The organism is Bacillus sp. AK128 (assembly GCF_053903075.1).
Genome location: NZ_CP096379.1, coordinates 3,436,041 through 3,451,084 on the forward strand (window position 1 = coordinate 3,436,041; position 15,044 = coordinate 3,451,084).

13 protein-coding genes and 1 pseudogene are annotated in these 15,044 nt (G+C 36.9%); 1 reads left to right on the forward strand and 13 read right to left on the reverse strand.

Going from position 1 to position 15,044, the window contains the following annotated elements; translation table 11 throughout:
- Positions 1 to 75: 75 nt before the first annotated feature.
- The 6 genes from phnE (M1D60_RS17230) to fumC all read right to left on the reverse strand — a co-directional run bounded on the left by phnE (M1D60_RS17230) (position 76) and on the right by fumC (position 6,445).
- Positions 76 to 867 carry a phosphonate ABC transporter, permease protein PhnE gene (gene phnE / locus M1D60_RS17230; RefSeq protein ID WP_456276064.1) on the reverse strand — a complete coding sequence of 264 codons (792 nt, stop codon included), beginning with the start codon at positions 865 to 867 and terminating at the stop codon, positions 76 to 78.
- The gene (gene phnE, locus M1D60_RS17235) at positions 867 to 1,676 is read right to left on the reverse strand and encodes a phosphonate ABC transporter, permease protein PhnE (RefSeq protein WP_456276065.1); all 810 of its coding nucleotides are present in this window, start codon (positions 1,674 to 1,676) and stop codon (positions 867 to 869) included. The genes phnE (M1D60_RS17230) and phnE (M1D60_RS17235) overlap by 1 nt, the downstream gene beginning before the upstream one ends.
- Positions 1,676 to 2,446: a phosphonate ABC transporter ATP-binding protein gene (gene phnC, locus M1D60_RS17240; protein WP_456276066.1), complete on the reverse strand. Its 771-nt coding sequence runs from the start codon at positions 2,444 to 2,446 to the stop codon at positions 1,676 to 1,678. The genes phnE (M1D60_RS17235) and phnC overlap by 1 nt, the downstream gene beginning before the upstream one ends.
- Before the next feature lie 75 nt (positions 2,447 to 2,521).
- Positions 2,522 to 3,454: a phosphate/phosphite/phosphonate ABC transporter substrate-binding protein gene (phnD, locus tag M1D60_RS17245; protein ID WP_456276067.1), complete on the reverse strand. Its 933-nt coding sequence runs from the start codon at positions 3,452 to 3,454 to the stop codon at positions 2,522 to 2,524.
- A gap of 110 nt (positions 3,455 to 3,564) precedes the next feature.
- A complete protein-coding gene (locus M1D60_RS17250) occupies positions 3,565 to 4,356 on the reverse strand; it encodes an inositol monophosphatase family protein (protein WP_456276068.1) in 792 nt (263 codons plus the stop codon).
- A 700-nt stretch (positions 4,357 to 5,056) separates the two neighbouring features.
- Entirely contained in the window at positions 5,057 to 6,445 is a 1,389-nt protein-coding gene (fumC, locus tag M1D60_RS17255; RefSeq protein ID WP_456279477.1) for a class II fumarate hydratase, read from the reverse strand.
- Positions 6,446 to 6,561: 116 nt separating this feature from the next.
- Between fumC and M1D60_RS17260 the strand changes: the two genes are divergently transcribed.
- Positions 6,562 to 6,696: a hypothetical protein gene (locus M1D60_RS17260; RefSeq protein WP_456276069.1), complete on the forward strand. Its 135-nt coding sequence runs from the start codon at positions 6,562 to 6,564 to the stop codon at positions 6,694 to 6,696.
- An 83-nt stretch (positions 6,697 to 6,779) separates the two neighbouring features.
- Here the strand turns inward: M1D60_RS17260 and M1D60_RS17265 are convergent, their stop codons facing one another.
- The 7 genes and pseudogenes from M1D60_RS17265 to M1D60_RS17295 form a co-directional block, all read right to left on the reverse strand.
- A complete protein-coding gene (locus M1D60_RS17265; RefSeq protein ID WP_456279478.1) occupies positions 6,780 to 7,727 on the reverse strand; it encodes a methyl-accepting chemotaxis protein in 948 nt (315 codons plus the stop codon).
- A 39-nt stretch (positions 7,728 to 7,766) separates the two neighbouring features.
- Positions 7,767 to 8,471: pseudogene (locus M1D60_RS17270) on the reverse strand (cache domain-containing protein); the annotation flags it as partial.
- A 13-nt stretch (positions 8,472 to 8,484) separates the two neighbouring features.
- Positions 8,485 to 8,850, reverse strand: a complete 366-nt coding sequence (locus tag M1D60_RS17275) for an STAS domain-containing protein (RefSeq protein WP_456276070.1) — start codon at positions 8,848 to 8,850, stop codon at positions 8,485 to 8,487.
- Between the two features lies 1 nt (position 8,851).
- Positions 8,852 to 9,277 carry an ATP-binding protein gene (locus tag M1D60_RS17280; RefSeq protein ID WP_456276071.1) on the reverse strand — a complete coding sequence of 142 codons (426 nt, stop codon included), beginning with the start codon at positions 9,275 to 9,277 and terminating at the stop codon, positions 8,852 to 8,854.
- A 12-nt stretch (positions 9,278 to 9,289) separates the two neighbouring features.
- Entirely contained in the window at positions 9,290 to 10,492 is a 1,203-nt protein-coding gene (locus tag M1D60_RS17285; protein WP_456276072.1) for a GAF domain-containing SpoIIE family protein phosphatase, read from the reverse strand.
- A gap of 505 nt (positions 10,493 to 10,997) precedes the next feature.
- The gene (locus M1D60_RS17290) at positions 10,998 to 13,013 is read right to left on the reverse strand and encodes an ABC transporter ATP-binding protein (RefSeq protein ID WP_456276073.1); all 2,016 of its coding nucleotides are present in this window, start codon (positions 13,011 to 13,013) and stop codon (positions 10,998 to 11,000) included.
- Positions 13,010 to 14,770, reverse strand: coding sequence for an ABC transporter ATP-binding protein (locus M1D60_RS17295; protein WP_456276074.1), 1,761 nt, complete (start codon positions 14,768 to 14,770; stop codon positions 13,010 to 13,012). The genes M1D60_RS17290 and M1D60_RS17295 overlap by 4 nt, the downstream gene beginning before the upstream one ends.
- Between the last annotated feature and the right edge of the window lie 274 nt (positions 14,771 to 15,044).

Here is a 15,044-nt window from a genome sequence, read left to right on the forward strand (position 1 = left end):
ACACCCTACTTTAACAGAGCCAAAGATTTAAAAAAAAGGGTAGCGAATTCTTCTGAATCCACTACCCTTTCCTTTTTAGACAATACGTTGTCTGATCTTTCCACTAATTAAATCTATAACGGTTACAACCACGATGATGATAATAAGCATCATCCCAACCTGTTCCCAATTACGTTGCATGGAAGCGATGATCAGTGGTGCACCAATTCCTCCTGCACCAACAACTCCTAAAATAGTAGAAGAACGAACATCTACTTCAAAACGATACATCGCATAGTTAGAGAATTGTGGTGTAACTTGAGGAATAACACCATACCACATTACTTGAAGTCGATTTGCACCGTTTGCTTTAAGTGCCTCAAGAACCTTCATATCTATGGACTCAATAACCTCTGCATATAGCTTTCCTAACATACCAATTGAGTGAATACCTACTGCTAATACCCCAGCATATGGACCCATTCCAACCGCTGCCACGAAAATAATCGCAAGCATAATTTCCGGGAAGGCTCTTATACCATTCAATATCCATTTTCCTGCACCAGATACTTTTGACATATTTCTTGCTGCCAAAAATCCAAACGGGATGGCTAACACTGATGCAATCAATGTACCTGCATAGGCAATCAGTAATGTCTCAAACATATAGTACGCATATTCCGGCACCTTTGCTCTTACATCTTCTAGGAAAAACGGATCAATAAATAATCTTTTGAAGATTGCAGCAGGGCTTAAAGATGAGCCTCTATACGTTAAATCTGTCATTGTTAATGCAACATAATATAAATAAAGTAACACAAGGGAAATTACGGCAATTTTCCAACGACTCTTTCTTGGTGGTTGTATGATTTCAGTTGTTTTACTCATCAGGTAAATTGCCCCCTTATACGGTTACTAACAAAATCAATAACAGTAACCGCAATAAACGTCATAATAACAATGGTTGATACATTTCCAAAATTAAATAATGCTAACTGATGCTTTAAAATGAGTCCGATTCCACCTGCACCTACAAACCCTAGGACAACAGAGGCACGTACATTTATTTCTAGTACGTATAAAGAGTATGACGTAAAATGCGGTAGGATTTGTGGCATAACTCCATACCAGATTACTTGAATAACATTTCCACCGGTAGCTCTAATAGCTTCTAATGGATTCGGATCGATTGCTTCTATTGTTTCACTAATAAGCTTCGCTAAAATACCTAATGAAAAGATAAAGAGTGCACCAATACCTGCTAAAGCACCAATTCCCATAAACGCTACTAAAATTACAGCTAATATTAACTCAGGAATTGTACGTAAAATATTTAATAAGAAACGGACAGTCCTATACAATCCTTTTTTAGTATTAATATTTGATGCAGCTAAAAAGCTAATCGGAAGCGCAAATATTGCAGATAAAGTAGTACTTAATAATGCCATATTCCAAGTTTCAACGATACTTGGTAGTACTTTATCTATGTACCCCCAATTTGGTGGTATTAAGTCTTGGAATATAAAGTCAACGACAATAGGCATTCCTTCAATGATACGATTTGGATAGGCCTCTGTAAAATATGCTGAAAAAATGTATAATCCTATAACAATTATTAAAATGCTTGTCATTGTTGTTTTCGTACGCATTGTAATAACAGGGATTCTAGTATTGATAGGCTCTCCTTTTTTCACCATTATTCTACACTCCCGCGCAAATCATCTTCCTTAATTGGACGACCATAGATTTGCTCGAATGTTTTTTCATTTACAGTGGATGCAGGACCATCAAATACAATTTCCCCAGCTCTCATTCCAATAATTCGATCTGCGTATTCCATCGCCATATCAATAAAGTGAAGATTTACAATTGTTGTAATTCCATCTTCTTTATTGATTTTCTTAAGGTCTCTCATAACAATATGTGAAGTTGGTGGATCAAGACTTGCTACAGGCTCATCAGCTAAAATATATTTTGGCTGTTGAGTCAGTGCTCTAGCAATACTAACACGTTGCTGTTGACCACCACTTAACTGATCTGCTCTTGAATAAGCTTTTTCAGCAATTCCTACTCTTTTTAAACTATTCATTGCTAATTCTTTGTCTTCATGTGGGAATAAGCCAAGTAAACTCTTTATTGTCCCAGTATGTCCAAGTCTTCCCGTTAGTACATTACGAAGTACAGACATTCTATTTACAAGGTTATAATTTTGAAAAATCATACCTATGTTTTTACGTAATGCTTTCAATTCACTGTCTTTAAACTTTAGCGTATCTTTTCCATCTATTAACAACTCTCCGTCAGTAGGCTTAACCAATTGATTAATACTTCTGATAAAAGTGGATTTTCCAGCTCCAGATAGACCAACTACAACAATAAATTCGCCAGGATTAATCTTAACGTTTACATTTTTCAAACCTTGATGACCGTTTGGATAGGTTAAAGAGACATTCTTAAATTCAATCATCTTGTTACTCCTTTACTTGTAAAAAAGAGAGAAGACTACTCCCTTCTCTCTTTTTATGAGATTGAAAACTATTTATTATTCTTCTAATTGATCCTTAAACTTAGCATATACTTCACGTACGATATCATACTCAGCATCAGTTGCTTCTGCAATTCCATCCCAAGTATAAACTTCATTCATAACAGCAAGTACATCTGCATTGTCATTAATATCTAAGAATGCTTGTTTAATTTTATTTTTCCACTCGTCTGAAAGTCCATCACGTACTGATACTCCATCATTTGGAATTTCATCAGTATGTCCAACAACTACTACTTCATCCATAACTGCTGGGTGATCTTTTTCAATTACTGTACGAGCATCATCAAAAGTTGTAGCAAAATCTGCTTGACCTTCAAATACTGCTAGTACTGCATTGTCATGTCCACCAACAGCTGTTTGATTAAAGAATGCATCTAAATCAGTAACACCCATTTCCATTAATTGAGAAGCTGGGAATAAGTAACCTGAAGTTGAAAGTGTGTCACCGAAAGCCCAAGTTAATCCTTCAGATGCCACGATATCTTCAATTGACTCGATTCCAGAATCAGCTCTTGCAATATATTGAGCTTTGTAAGTATCAGAACCATGACGCATTGCTTTTACTAATACTTCAACATTTGCACGATCAACTGCTTGTACATATCCAAATGGATTTGTAAAACCGATATCAATTTGACCAGTTCTCATACCTTCAACAAGTCCAACAAAGTCAATCATAACTTCAGCTTTAACAGGTACTCCAAGTGCTTCAGTTAAGTATTCTTCTAATGGCTTAACATTATCAGCAATTTGGTCAGCTTCTTGAGAAGGGATGAATCCCATTGTTAATTCTGTAATTTCTTCTTCACCAGCACCTTCACCAGTAGTACCCTCTGCTTCTTCTTCTTCAGTATTACCGCCAGCACCACATGCTGCCAAAGCAAGAACTAAAAACATTGCCATGAATAAAGATACGAACTTCTTCATTACTATTCCTCCTAATAATTGTTTCTAAATCGATTTCAATTATAACCCACACTATTTTAAATTTCGACAATATTTTAATAATATTCATCAAAAAATTACAAAAAATTTCATTATCGTGACAAATTCATTACAATTTCCTTTAAAATATCTTCATTTGAGAAAAGCGTAATTCCAGGTTCAAATGCATTGACAGGTTGGTTTTCTAAGTTGAGAGCCACACCTCCAACTTCATTTAAGATAACCATACCTCCTGCAATATCCCATGGTGATAATCGAAAATCAATATATGTATCTAATCTACCGCAGGCAACATAAGCTATTTCCAATGCTGCTGAACCCAAATACCTAGTACCTCTTGCTTTTCTTATAATCTGCTCAAACAACATATGATTTACTCTTTCATTCGAAATTAGCCAAAGTTGATTAATACTTACCATCGCTTCCTCTAACACCCTTGGTGTGAGCCTTGGTAATGCCTGGTCATTTAAGAAAGCACCTTTACCAGTTTGGGCATGAAACAACTCATCACTAATGGGGTCATACACAAGTCCAATTTTAGGCTGTCCATTTTCATAGATACCAACGGAAATGGCATAATTACGCTGCTGTTGTACAAAATTTGTGGTTCCATCAATGGGATCAACAACCCAAACCACTTCTTTTTTGTAATCAAATACTTGATCACTCGCAAGTCCCTCTTCTCCTAATAAGAAATGGGTTGGGAAATGCTCTTTAATCTTTTCAATAAAGAATTGTTCAACTTCTTTATCCTTTTCCGTTACTAAATCTGCTGCAGAGGTTTTGTATTCAACCTGAAAGGTCTCTTTTGTAGCCTTCCTTAAAATTTCTCCGGCTTCTAATGTCCAATTTTTTGCTGTCTCAAAAACTTGATCCCAATTCATAACCATTTCCTCCAATGTGGTGTCTAAGTTTGTCTATTATATCACCTAATGTTAGCTATAAACTCTCGGTTTGTGCAAGTACCTTGTTAAATCGGATGACAAGACAAGTATCTCTATACATCAAACGAGAGAAGTTGCGCCTGACATGAAGGACATTTCCTCTCTACCTCCGGCTTGCTTTGGCCTTCATCTGCTTCATGAAGGACATTTCCTCTCTACCTCCGGCTTGCTTTGGCCTTCATCTACTTCATGAAGGACATTTCCTTTCTACTTCTCACTTGCTTTGGCCTTCATCTGCCTCATGAAGGACATTTCCTCTCTAACTCCGGCTTGCTTTGGCCTTCATCTGCCTCATGAAGGACATTTCCTACCTACCTCTCACTTGCTTTGGCCTTCATCTTCCTCATGAAGGACATTTCCTCTCTACTTCTGGTTTACTTTGGCCTTCATCTGCTTCATGAAGGACATTCGGTCTCTACCTCTCGCTTGCTTTGGCCTTCATCTGCCTCATGAAGGACATTTCCTCTCTACCTCCGGCTTGCTTTGGCCTTCATCTGCTTCATTTTACTTTACTAGTTATGTCATATATTAGCTTTCCAAAAATCCTATATTAACTACCTCGGCATTTAATTAAGATAACAAAAAAAGTACAGCCTACTAACGTTATTAGTAAGCTGTACTTTTTGATGGTTAAATGTAATTATTCTTTAGGTGAGATCATTTCCTCAGGAATGACAAATTTATCAAAGTCCGCTTCGCTCAGATATCCTAATTTAGTTGCAGCTTCTTTTAAGGTAAGCTCCTCACTGTATGCAAGCTTTGCTATTTTTGCGGCATTTTCATAGCCGATATGTGGATTTAAGGCCGTAACCAGCATTAATGATTCTTGCAAATATTTTGTGATAACCGGTAAATTAACCTCGATTCCTTCTGCACATCGATCATTAAATGAGTGAATCGCATCTGTAAGAAGACGAGCTGATTGCATAAAATTATAGATGATAACTGGCTTAAATACATTTAATTCAAAATTTCCTTGGCTTGCTGCAAAACCAATCGTGCTATCATTACCAAATACTTGACAAGCAACCATTGATAACGCCTCACTCTGAGTAGGATTAACCTTCCCAGGCATGATCGAACTACCTGGTTCATTTGCAGGAATAATCAACTCACCTATTCCACATCGTGGCCCACTCGAAAGCCATCTAACATCATTTGCAATTTTCATCAGATCTGCGGCTAGTGCCTTCATAGCCCCGTGGACATGAACAATCTCATCATGACTAGTTAATGCGTGAAATTTATTTTGTGAAGAAACGAAGGAGAATCCTGTCTCTTCAGAAATCAACCTAGCTACTCTGTCACCAAATTGGGGATGCGCGTTAATCCCTGTTCCAACAGCGGTTCCTCCAATTGCAAGATTAACTAAGTAATTCGTTGATTGGGTAATCATCTCTTCTGATCTTTCTAACATTGTAACCCAGCCACTAATTTCTTGACCTACTGTTAATGGGGTTGCGTCCTGTAAATGAGTTCTACCTATTTTAACAATATCCTGAAATTTAATTTGTTTTTGATGAAGTGTTGCTTTTAACTTCTGAACACTTGGTATCAAATGGTTAAGTACTTGGTCCATCGCGGCTATATGCATAGCTGTTGGAAACGTATCATTTGAGCTTTGAGACATGTTGACATCATCATTAGGGTGAAGTCTTTCGTCTATCCCTTTCGATTGTAAAAAAGTAGTACCACGAAAAGCGATGACCTCATTCACGTTCATATTAGACTGTGTCCCGCTACCCGTTTGCCATACGACTAAAGGAAAGTGTTCAATTAGCTTTCCCTCGATTATTTCATCAGCGGCAAATTTAATTGCATCCCGTTTGTGTTCTTCCAATCTACCTAACTGATAGTTGGCTTCCGCTGCACATTTCTTTAAGATGGCAAATGCTTTAATGACTTCCACTGGCATTCTCTCTGTGCCAATTGCAAAGTTCTCTGAGCTACGCTGTGTTTGTGCTCCCCAATACATCTCCTTAGGAACCTGTATTTCACCAAGTGTATCCTTCTCTATTCTGAATTCCATCATTAGCCTCCTTACTTTCTGTTCCCTTTCATTTCAAACATATGAAGGGTTGCCAGAAACATACACCATTTTTACTTCATAACCATATATTAACCTTGAAAGGGAGGCGTCAAACCATGGAGGCTATAGATTGGAAATTAATTAGTTTTCTTGTTATGACTATTACCCAAGAACATACATTACGCTTTAGTCGACGTGCCCAATTCTTTTGGTCCACTCAATCTAGGAGTAAAAAAATGAATAAAAAGTAGGTGAGTATTATTCATTTTTTCTCCATTACATAAGTTTAGTAAATAAAGAAAAACCACAGGTTAATAATCCTGTGGTCAATTTGTTATAGAGTGAATGCTTTCAATTTTCCTTGAAGCTCTTCAGCAGTTTTAGCTAATTCGTTAGCGCTCGCTGCAACCTCTTGAATCGTAGCTGTCTGTTGTTCAGTAGAAGCTGCGGCTTCCTCAGAGAATGCTGCGGCTTCTTCAATAATCTCATTCATTTGCTGTGTTGAGGTTAATACCCCACCAATATGACTATTAATATGGTCTAGAACGCTCTTTAAATTCTGTACACCATTTTCGGTATTTTTAACATTTTGAACAATTGCCTCTAGAGATTGTCCACCCTTTTGGATCATACCTACTTGTTCCTTTACGGACTCTAGATTTGTTTCCATTGTATTGACAGTAACCTTTGTTTCAGACTGGATATCCTCAATAAGTTCCGTAATCTTACTAGCAGCATGATTGGATTGTTCCGCAAGCTTTCTTACTTCGGAGGCAACAACAGCAAAACCTTTTCCATGTTCACCAGCTCTTGCAGCTTCAATCGCAGCATTTAAAGCTAGAAGATTGGTTTGGTTGGATATTTCGGTAATAACAGTAATGATTCCACCTATTTCTTCTGACCTCTTACCAAGCTTCTGGATCGAATCAGTAGCAAATTCAACTGTGTTTGTTACCTTACTTAAATGCTGAATGGCATCATTAATTGCTTCTTTTCCTTCATTCGCAACATTAGTAGATTGACTTGCATTTAATAACGTCTCATTAACAGCTTCTTTCCCACTAGTTATTTGCCCAGCAGCTTGTTCCATTTTCCCTAGAATGCTCTGAATCTCTTCTGATTGTCGATTTGTCCCTCTCGCAATACTATTGGTTGTCTTTGAGATTTGTGTACTCATTTCTCCTGTAACATCAGCACTTGCTGCCAATTCTTCTGATGTTGCTGCCACCTGCTCAGATGTAGAAACAACGGTTGAAATAAGTTCTTTTAAATTATCTACCATTTTATTAATCGATAAAGATAGATCTCCTATTTCATCCTTAGAGGTAGTCTTTAACTTTGCAACACCTAAATTTCCAGTAGCAACTTCTTTAGCTACTCGATTGATCTGTAATAAAGGTTTAACTTGATAATGTACTAGGGCTAAAATAATAAGAGCCATAATCAAGATTTCAGCAACTCCAAATATAATAAGTTCTGTTCTAAAATTATCTGAAATAGTGTGATATTGATCAGCAGAATGGCCTACAAATAACATCCCAATTGTCGTACCTGAGGCATCTTTAATTGGTTCATAAATCGTAACTAAATTCTTCCCAACAACGATTGCCTCGCCCGTATAGATACTCCCACCTTTCAAAGTGTGGGCGGCAACTTCTTCTGATACCTGTGTTCCAACTGCTCGTGTACCGTCCTCTTTCTTTACCGTTGTTGCAACCCTAGTATCATTTTGAAAGATCGTAACAGCGTTCCCAGTTAATGTACCTATTTCATCTACTAAATCAAAATTATCATTTAATAGAGTTGAACCTTTATAGAGCTGGTTATCTTTCAAGGACCAATCTCCTGGGTAAGAATTATCTATCAAACCTTTTGCTAAGTTTAAGTCTTTAGTTAAATTCTCTTCTGCTACACCCATAATCTCTTCTTCAAGCGTTATTACCGAATCAATAATTAATATACTAGCTCCCACTGTAAATAAAATAATAAATGCAAGTGTAAACTTTAACTTAATCCCAAGGCGCATCTTCTAATCTCCTTTAAACGGTTGTACCCGCGGTTAGATTTTTTACTGCTTGCTCAACAGATTCTGTTAAGGAGAAAATAGTATCTAATTTTGCGATTTTAAATAATTCGTTAATAAATAAATCCTCAATTACTAGTACTATTTTCTTATTCGAATCGTTGACATGCTTTAAAAAGGTGACGAAAATGCCCATACCTGTGCTGTCGATATACGTGATCCCTGTTAAATCAAATACATAGTGTTCTAGTTGATAGTCTACTTGATTTAATAGATCTTCCTTAATAGATTGAGTACTTCCATATTGAAGCTTGCCTATAATTTTAAAGATTTGAATATTATCTTGTGTATGATGTTCAAACTTGCAAATGTCATTAATCATATTATAAAACCCCTTCTTTTCTAACTTTCACTTCAAATAGTCCATGTCGATCATAGTACATTCCCATATCATCAACCATACTTTTTATCATCAATAGCCCTCTTCCACACTCACTGTAAAGGAGGTCCTCAAGGCATGTAGCATCAAGATTTTGAATTTGTTCAAGTCTCATTCCACCCGCTTGGTCAATCACTGATATCTCCACTGCTTCTTGCTGAGAGGTTATTTTTAATTTAATAGAGTAATTACTTGCCTCTTCGTCGTATTTTTGCCTGGTAGCTTCTAACGAGTTAATTAAAAGTTCGTGAACGATAAACCCAAGTCTATGATGAGAATTTGTAAATTTCTCTAACAGTTCCTTGGCGGTTTGATCAAATACTTCTATTGAATGAAGTTGACATGGTAGTTCTAGTTCGTAAGTAAACATAAGTCCTCATCCTTATTTATAATTAGCTTGAATTGATAAGACACAAATATCGTCCGGAAGGTGATCAATCGCCTTAATCAAATTTTCGATGATTTTATTAAAAGGGATTTGTAAAGCTAACTGTCCTTCAAGCTCTTCCTTTAGGGTAGTTAACACCTTTCCACGAGTAGGCTCTAATAAATCAAGAAGCCCATCTGTATAAAGAAGAATATTGAACTTTTCACTATTTAAATGAATGACCTCACTCGAATCCGGAAAATTCTCCGTAATTCCTAATGGCAGGTTTGCAGCTGAAAGAAACTGCAATTCCTGGTTCTGAATAAGAATTGCAGGCGGATGACCAGCATTCATATAGGTTAACTGAAGCTTCTGCGTATCAATTTCAAGATAAACCCCCGTCACAAAAGCACCAATGTCTTTTGTCCCTTTAAAGAAGTCAAGTACATCTATATTTAAGGCTTTCATTACTTCATAGGGATTTTGAAGCTCGACCATATGCTTTTTCAATTGGGAAAATACCATCATCCCAATTAAAGCCGACGAAACATCGTGACCCATCACATCTAGAATGATAGCACCATATCTTCCTTCACCAAGCTTCTGCCAAGAGAACAAATCACCTGACAAATAAGAAGAAGGTAAATGGATACTTTCAATTTTAATTTTTTCATTTAGAAGGGGCTTACTAAAAAGAGACTTTTGAACCTTCTGTGCTAATTGAAATTCGGTTTCTGTCTGTATTTCATGCTTACGTAGCAACTTAATACTTTGTTCCAGTTCAATTGAATTTGCGATTAATTTTGCAAACCCCTCAAGTATTTTCGTGTGTCGATCTTCCAATTGATTCGGCATGGGATCTAGTGCACAAAGGGTTCCGAAAATTTTACCATTATCTAGAAATATAGGAACGCCTAGATAAGAACCGATTGAGAACACAGAAGTTACGTCCATATCTCTTACTAAGTGAGATTCTGCCGTATCACTTATGAGTAGAGGTTTGGCAGCCTTCACAACCATGCTACAATAAGACTTCTCTAAAGAGGCACTAAATCCATCGGGAATCGTACATCCACCTTCATGGTTAAACATCTCCAATATAGTGAATTGCTCATTAGAGGTAGTAGCAATAAAAAACGTACGAGCAGGAACCGTTTCATTCAATAGCTGAAACACCTGTTGAGCCGCTTGTACAAACTTTTCTTTATATTTATTCATGGTCCACTCCTGTTTTTGACATAACCGTATAGAATGTAAGAAGAAGTCAGTACCATCGTCGGTCCAAACCCATTTACTGTTTGATTGCCTTCTAAAATTCATCTGTTTTTATTTATATCGGTTAGCGAAGATTTTTTTATACGTATTTCGACAAAATTCCTCAAAAATCTACAATATTTTATTAGGTGTCTAGACAAGACATTTGTTATCGGTGCAGAACAAAAGGCGCAAGCGCCCCGTTTAGCCTCAGGCATAGTAAATGTTCTGAAGAGAAAAAAATGGTGCTCTTTCCATTTTATTCTCTTCAGGTTATTTAACCTCGAGGGGCTGGGCGCTGGAGCTAGATTGAAATGCACAGACTTGAGTTACCCACAAATGATACATTTTATAATTTCCTAAGCTATAAAAAAACAGAGAGTTCCTACTGAACCCTCTGTGCTTTTATTATTTCTTTGTTTATCCTTACTTCATTTCATCACCTAGCTAGTAATTTAAAATCAAAAACCTATACAGCAGGATTTGACCCTTGTTGAAGCTTATACATTTGATAATAACGTCCACCTTTTTTCATCAATTCATCATGATTCCCTTTTTCCACAATCTCTCCTTTATCTAGGACAAGGATCTGGTCAGCACTTTTGATTGTTGATAAGCGGTGGGCAATAATAAAGGTTGTTCTTCCTTTTTTCAACACTTCGAGTGCTTCTTGAATAAGTGCTTCTGTTTCTGTGTCAATAGAGGCAGTGGCTTCATCGAGAATTAATATAGCCGGATCAAATACAAGTGCCCTTGCAAAGGAAATTAACTGGCGTTCACCTGCTGAAAGTGTACTTCCTTTCTCTAAAACAGGCTCATCATATTGTTTTGGTAATTTCTCAATAAACCTAGTAGCTCCTACATCCTTTAATGCTTTCATCACAGTTTCTCGCGAGATTGTGTCGACCTCTAAATTCACATTACTTGCAATCGTTCCCGTAAACAGGAATGGATCCTGTAGCACAATTCCCATATGCTTACGAAGCTGTTGTTTTGAAAACTTGTTTATATCTTGTCCGTCTATTTCTATTTTTCCTTCTTTTATATCATAGAAGCGGAACAATAAATTCATAATCGAGCTTTTTCCAGAACCAGTGTGCCCAACAAGCGCCACTGTTTCTCCTTGGTTCGCTTCAAATGTAATATTCTTTAGAACTGGCTCATCTTCTTTATAACCAAACGTCACTTGTTCAAATGACACATTCCCCTTATACCTTGGTATTGCCTGTTCGGTTACATCAACTCCAACTTCATCTAATAGTTCAAATACACGTTCAGATGCTACTAAAGCCTGCTCGAGGAGTGCAAGTTGATTCACCATGCCTGTAATCGGCTGAAATAGACGGTTCAAATAATCAACAAAGGCATATAGCACACCTAGTGAAAGAACGGTTCCAATTTGTAGAGATGCCCCACCGAAATACCAAATTAACGCGACAAAAGCTAGATTTCTCAACACAGACACAAGGTTGTGTGAAGTCATCGCATTTAAACTTAAAAGTTTATTTTGGTACTTGAAGTAATTTGTGTTAAGCTCCTCAAACTCTGTTCTCGTTTCTTTTTGACGTTTAAATGCTTGAATAATCGTCATACCTTGGATTGATTCATTTATCGTTCCATTAATATCGCTTAACGTTGACCTGATCACATGATTAAATTTAGATGCATATTTGCGGTAGACAATAATCCAAACAATTAGGATTGGGACTAGTATTAAGCAAACCGCCGCTAGCTTGACATCTAATAAAAACAAGGCAATGAAAATACCAGTGATGTAAATGATACTTGTAAAAAAGGTTGATAACACCGTTACAAATAAATCTCTGATTACCTCAGTATCATTCGTTACTCTAGAAACGATTTTCCCCGCCGGAAGATTATCAAAGTAATTGATCGGCAAGCGCTGGATTTGCTGAAAGACATCTTTTCGCATTTTCTGTATGATTCGATTAGCAGAGATTTGTAATAATAGCCTTTGACCATATTGGAAAATAGCCGATATAACAATAAGTATAAAATATCCACCAATTAGCCATAGAATCGGATTTACCTCTGGTGTATAGAAGGCTAGTAACTCATCTGAAGCAAGTTTCTCTGCTGGATATGTTGCTTCGTTTTCTCCTCTTTTAATGGTTAAGATTCCTTGCTCAAACGATCTTTCTCCATCAAACTCAATACCTGAAGGAACGAAGTAATAGCTCCGGTCAGCCTGAAGCAGTCTAACCTCATTCCCTTTTCGTTCACCTTCTGTAAAGTAATCCTCACGTTTATACAACTTCCCATTATAGGAAACAGTCTTACTGCTATTTACTGTTGTCTCAAACCATGGTTTTTCAATACCCATTATATGCTTATCAATGATTTGCTTGGCAATAAAAGGTCCAGCAAGCTCTGCTGCTACTGCAAGCGAAAGCATGATTAACGCTATAATAATCGTCTTTTTGAATTGGAGGGCGTATTGGAATAAACGTTGCTTTATACTCATATACTAACCCCCTGATCTTTAATAGTTTCTTCTACCTGCTGGCGTATAAATTGTTGTTTATACCAACCATCTTGTTTAACTAAGGTATCATGAGTACCTTCTTCAATAATTCTTCCTTCATCCAACACAATAATCCAATCCGCATGCTGGATACCAGATAGACGGTGGGTTGTAATAAGAGTTGTTTTTCCCTCTCGTTCCGTTTGAATATTTTCAATAATTGCAGCCTCTGTTTTGGCATCAACAGCTGATAAGGAATCATCTAGAATTAATATTTCCGGATTAATGAGTAAGGCTCTTGCAATGGAAATCCTTTGCTTCTGTCCACCAGATAAGGCTACACCTTTTTCTCCGACAAGTGTATTTAGTCCCTCTGGAAGCATCTCTAGATCTTTTGTGAAAGCAGCCTGCTCAATCGCTGCTAATACTTGCTGTTCACTGCTATTACTTTTACCGAAAGTAATATTATCATATACAGATCTTGAAAAGAGAATATGCTGTTGCGGGACATAACCAACCCAGCTTTGAATATCCTCAATTGGAATCCTTTCAATTGGCACACCAGAGACAAGGATTTCTCCTGTACCGATTGGATATTCGCGGAGCAGTTGCCTGATAAAGGTAGTTTTTCCACTCCCCGTCTTTCCGACAACTCCAATTGTCTGCCCTCGTTTGATATAAACGTTCATGTCAATCAGATTAGGTACTGTAGATGAGGGATATTGAAAGGTTACATTCTTAAATTCAATTTCCTCTGGATACTCAACATGGATTAGTTCTTGGTGATTTGCAACATCCTGCTGATAAGATAATGTCTCTTGGACCCGATCCAAAGAGGCATTCCCACGTTGCATGATATTAATCAGTTCACCGATTGCAAACATTGGCCAAATTAACATACCTAAATAAACATTAAATGAAACAAGTTCCCCAAGTGTCACAGTCTGATGAAATACCAAATATGCACCGTACCCTAGACCAATTAAGTAACTTAAACCAACTAGTATTTTTATAGTTGGTTCAAAAAGTGCATCAATCTTTGCTACATCCACATTCTTACTAAATACATCCTCTGTTAAAGTATGGAACCTCTTTTCATCCGCTTTTTCCTGCACGTATGCTCGGATTACTCTTACTCCAGCAATCGACTCTAACACATGGTCATTCATATCACCGAACGCATCCTGCGCGACTGTAAAACGCTTGTGAATTTTTTTACCATATACATTAATCGCAATCGCCATAATCGGAAGTGGAAGCAACGCTGCAAGGGTAAGCTTCCAACTAATGAGTACACCCATCGTGATAATAATGATGAACATAAACACAAATGAATCCACTAGGGTTAAAATTCCAAAGCCAGCTGTTTGTGAAATTGCCTTTAGGTCATTTGTTGCTCGGGCCATTAAATCACCCGTTCGGTTTCTTTCAAAGAATGTTGGAGTCATTTTTATAAGGTGATTCATCAATTTCGAACGTAAAAGTCGTTCCACAATAAATGAACCGCCAAACAGCTTATACATCCAAACATAAGTCAAACCGTATATGATGATCGTTAATGCTAATAAAAAGATGATATATTCTAGTAATTGATTTTTCGTTAATGAACCAACATGGATGGCGTCAATAGCAACACCTATTAGTCTTGGAGGAATTACTTCAAGAATTCCTACAAAAATTAATAAGCAAATGGCAAGCACATAACGCTTCCAATATTCTTTAAAAAACCAACTTAATTTTTTTAACACTGAAAACATCGTTTACACTCCTCTCTCTTCCAAGAAAACCGGGTATATTTATCCACTATCCTTCTCTCCTGCATAACAAATTAACAAAATTTCTACCTTCTTCATTTTCATTTCCTCCTTAAGGATGATTGATTTATAAAAAATAGATTTAACCATTTTTTACCAATAATTAACATACAAAAAGGCACATTCAATAATTAGAAATGTGCCTTTAATAGAAAAAGGCGCAAGTCATTGATATGACCTACGCTCAGACTAATTTGGTTAGTTTATACGTTTGAGA

Coding starts and splice junctions, on each gene's coding strand:
- phnE (WP_456276064.1), bottom strand. CDS start 867: ATGAGTAAAACAACTGAAATCATACAACCACCAAGAAAGAGTCGTTGG.
- phnE (WP_456276065.1), bottom strand. CDS start 1,676: ATGGTGAAAAAAGGAGAGCCTATCAATACTAGAATCCCTGTTATTACA.
- phnC (WP_456276066.1), bottom strand. CDS start 2,446: ATGATTGAATTTAAGAATGTCTCTTTAACCTATCCAAACGGTCATCAA.
- phnD (WP_456276067.1), bottom strand. CDS start 3,454: ATGAAGAAGTTCGTATCTTTATTCATGGCAATGTTTTTAGTTCTTGCT.
- M1D60_RS17250 (WP_456276068.1), bottom strand. CDS start 4,356: ATGAATTGGGATCAAGTTTTTGAGACAGCAAAAAATTGGACATTAGAA.
- fumC (WP_456279477.1), bottom strand. CDS start 6,445: ATGGAATTCAGAATAGAGAAGGATACACTTGGTGAAATACAGGTTCCT.
- M1D60_RS17260 (WP_456276069.1), top strand. CDS start 6,562: ATGGAGGCTATAGATTGGAAATTAATTAGTTTTCTTGTTATGACTATT.
- M1D60_RS17265 (WP_456279478.1), bottom strand. CDS start 7,727: ATGGTAGATAATTTAAAAGAACTTATTTCAACCGTTGTTTCTACATCT.
- M1D60_RS17275 (WP_456276070.1), bottom strand. CDS start 8,850: ATGATTAATGACATTTGCAAGTTTGAACATCATACACAAGATAATATT.
- M1D60_RS17280 (WP_456276071.1), bottom strand. CDS start 9,277: ATGTTTACTTACGAACTAGAACTACCATGTCAACTTCATTCAATAGAA.
- M1D60_RS17285 (WP_456276072.1), bottom strand. CDS start 10,492: ATGAATAAATATAAAGAAAAGTTTGTACAAGCGGCTCAACAGGTGTTT.
- M1D60_RS17290 (WP_456276073.1), bottom strand. CDS start 13,013: ATGAGTATAAAGCAACGTTTATTCCAATACGCCCTCCAATTCAAAAAG.
- M1D60_RS17295 (WP_456276074.1), bottom strand. CDS start 14,770: ATGTTTTCAGTGTTAAAAAAATTAAGTTGGTTTTTTAAAGAATATTGG.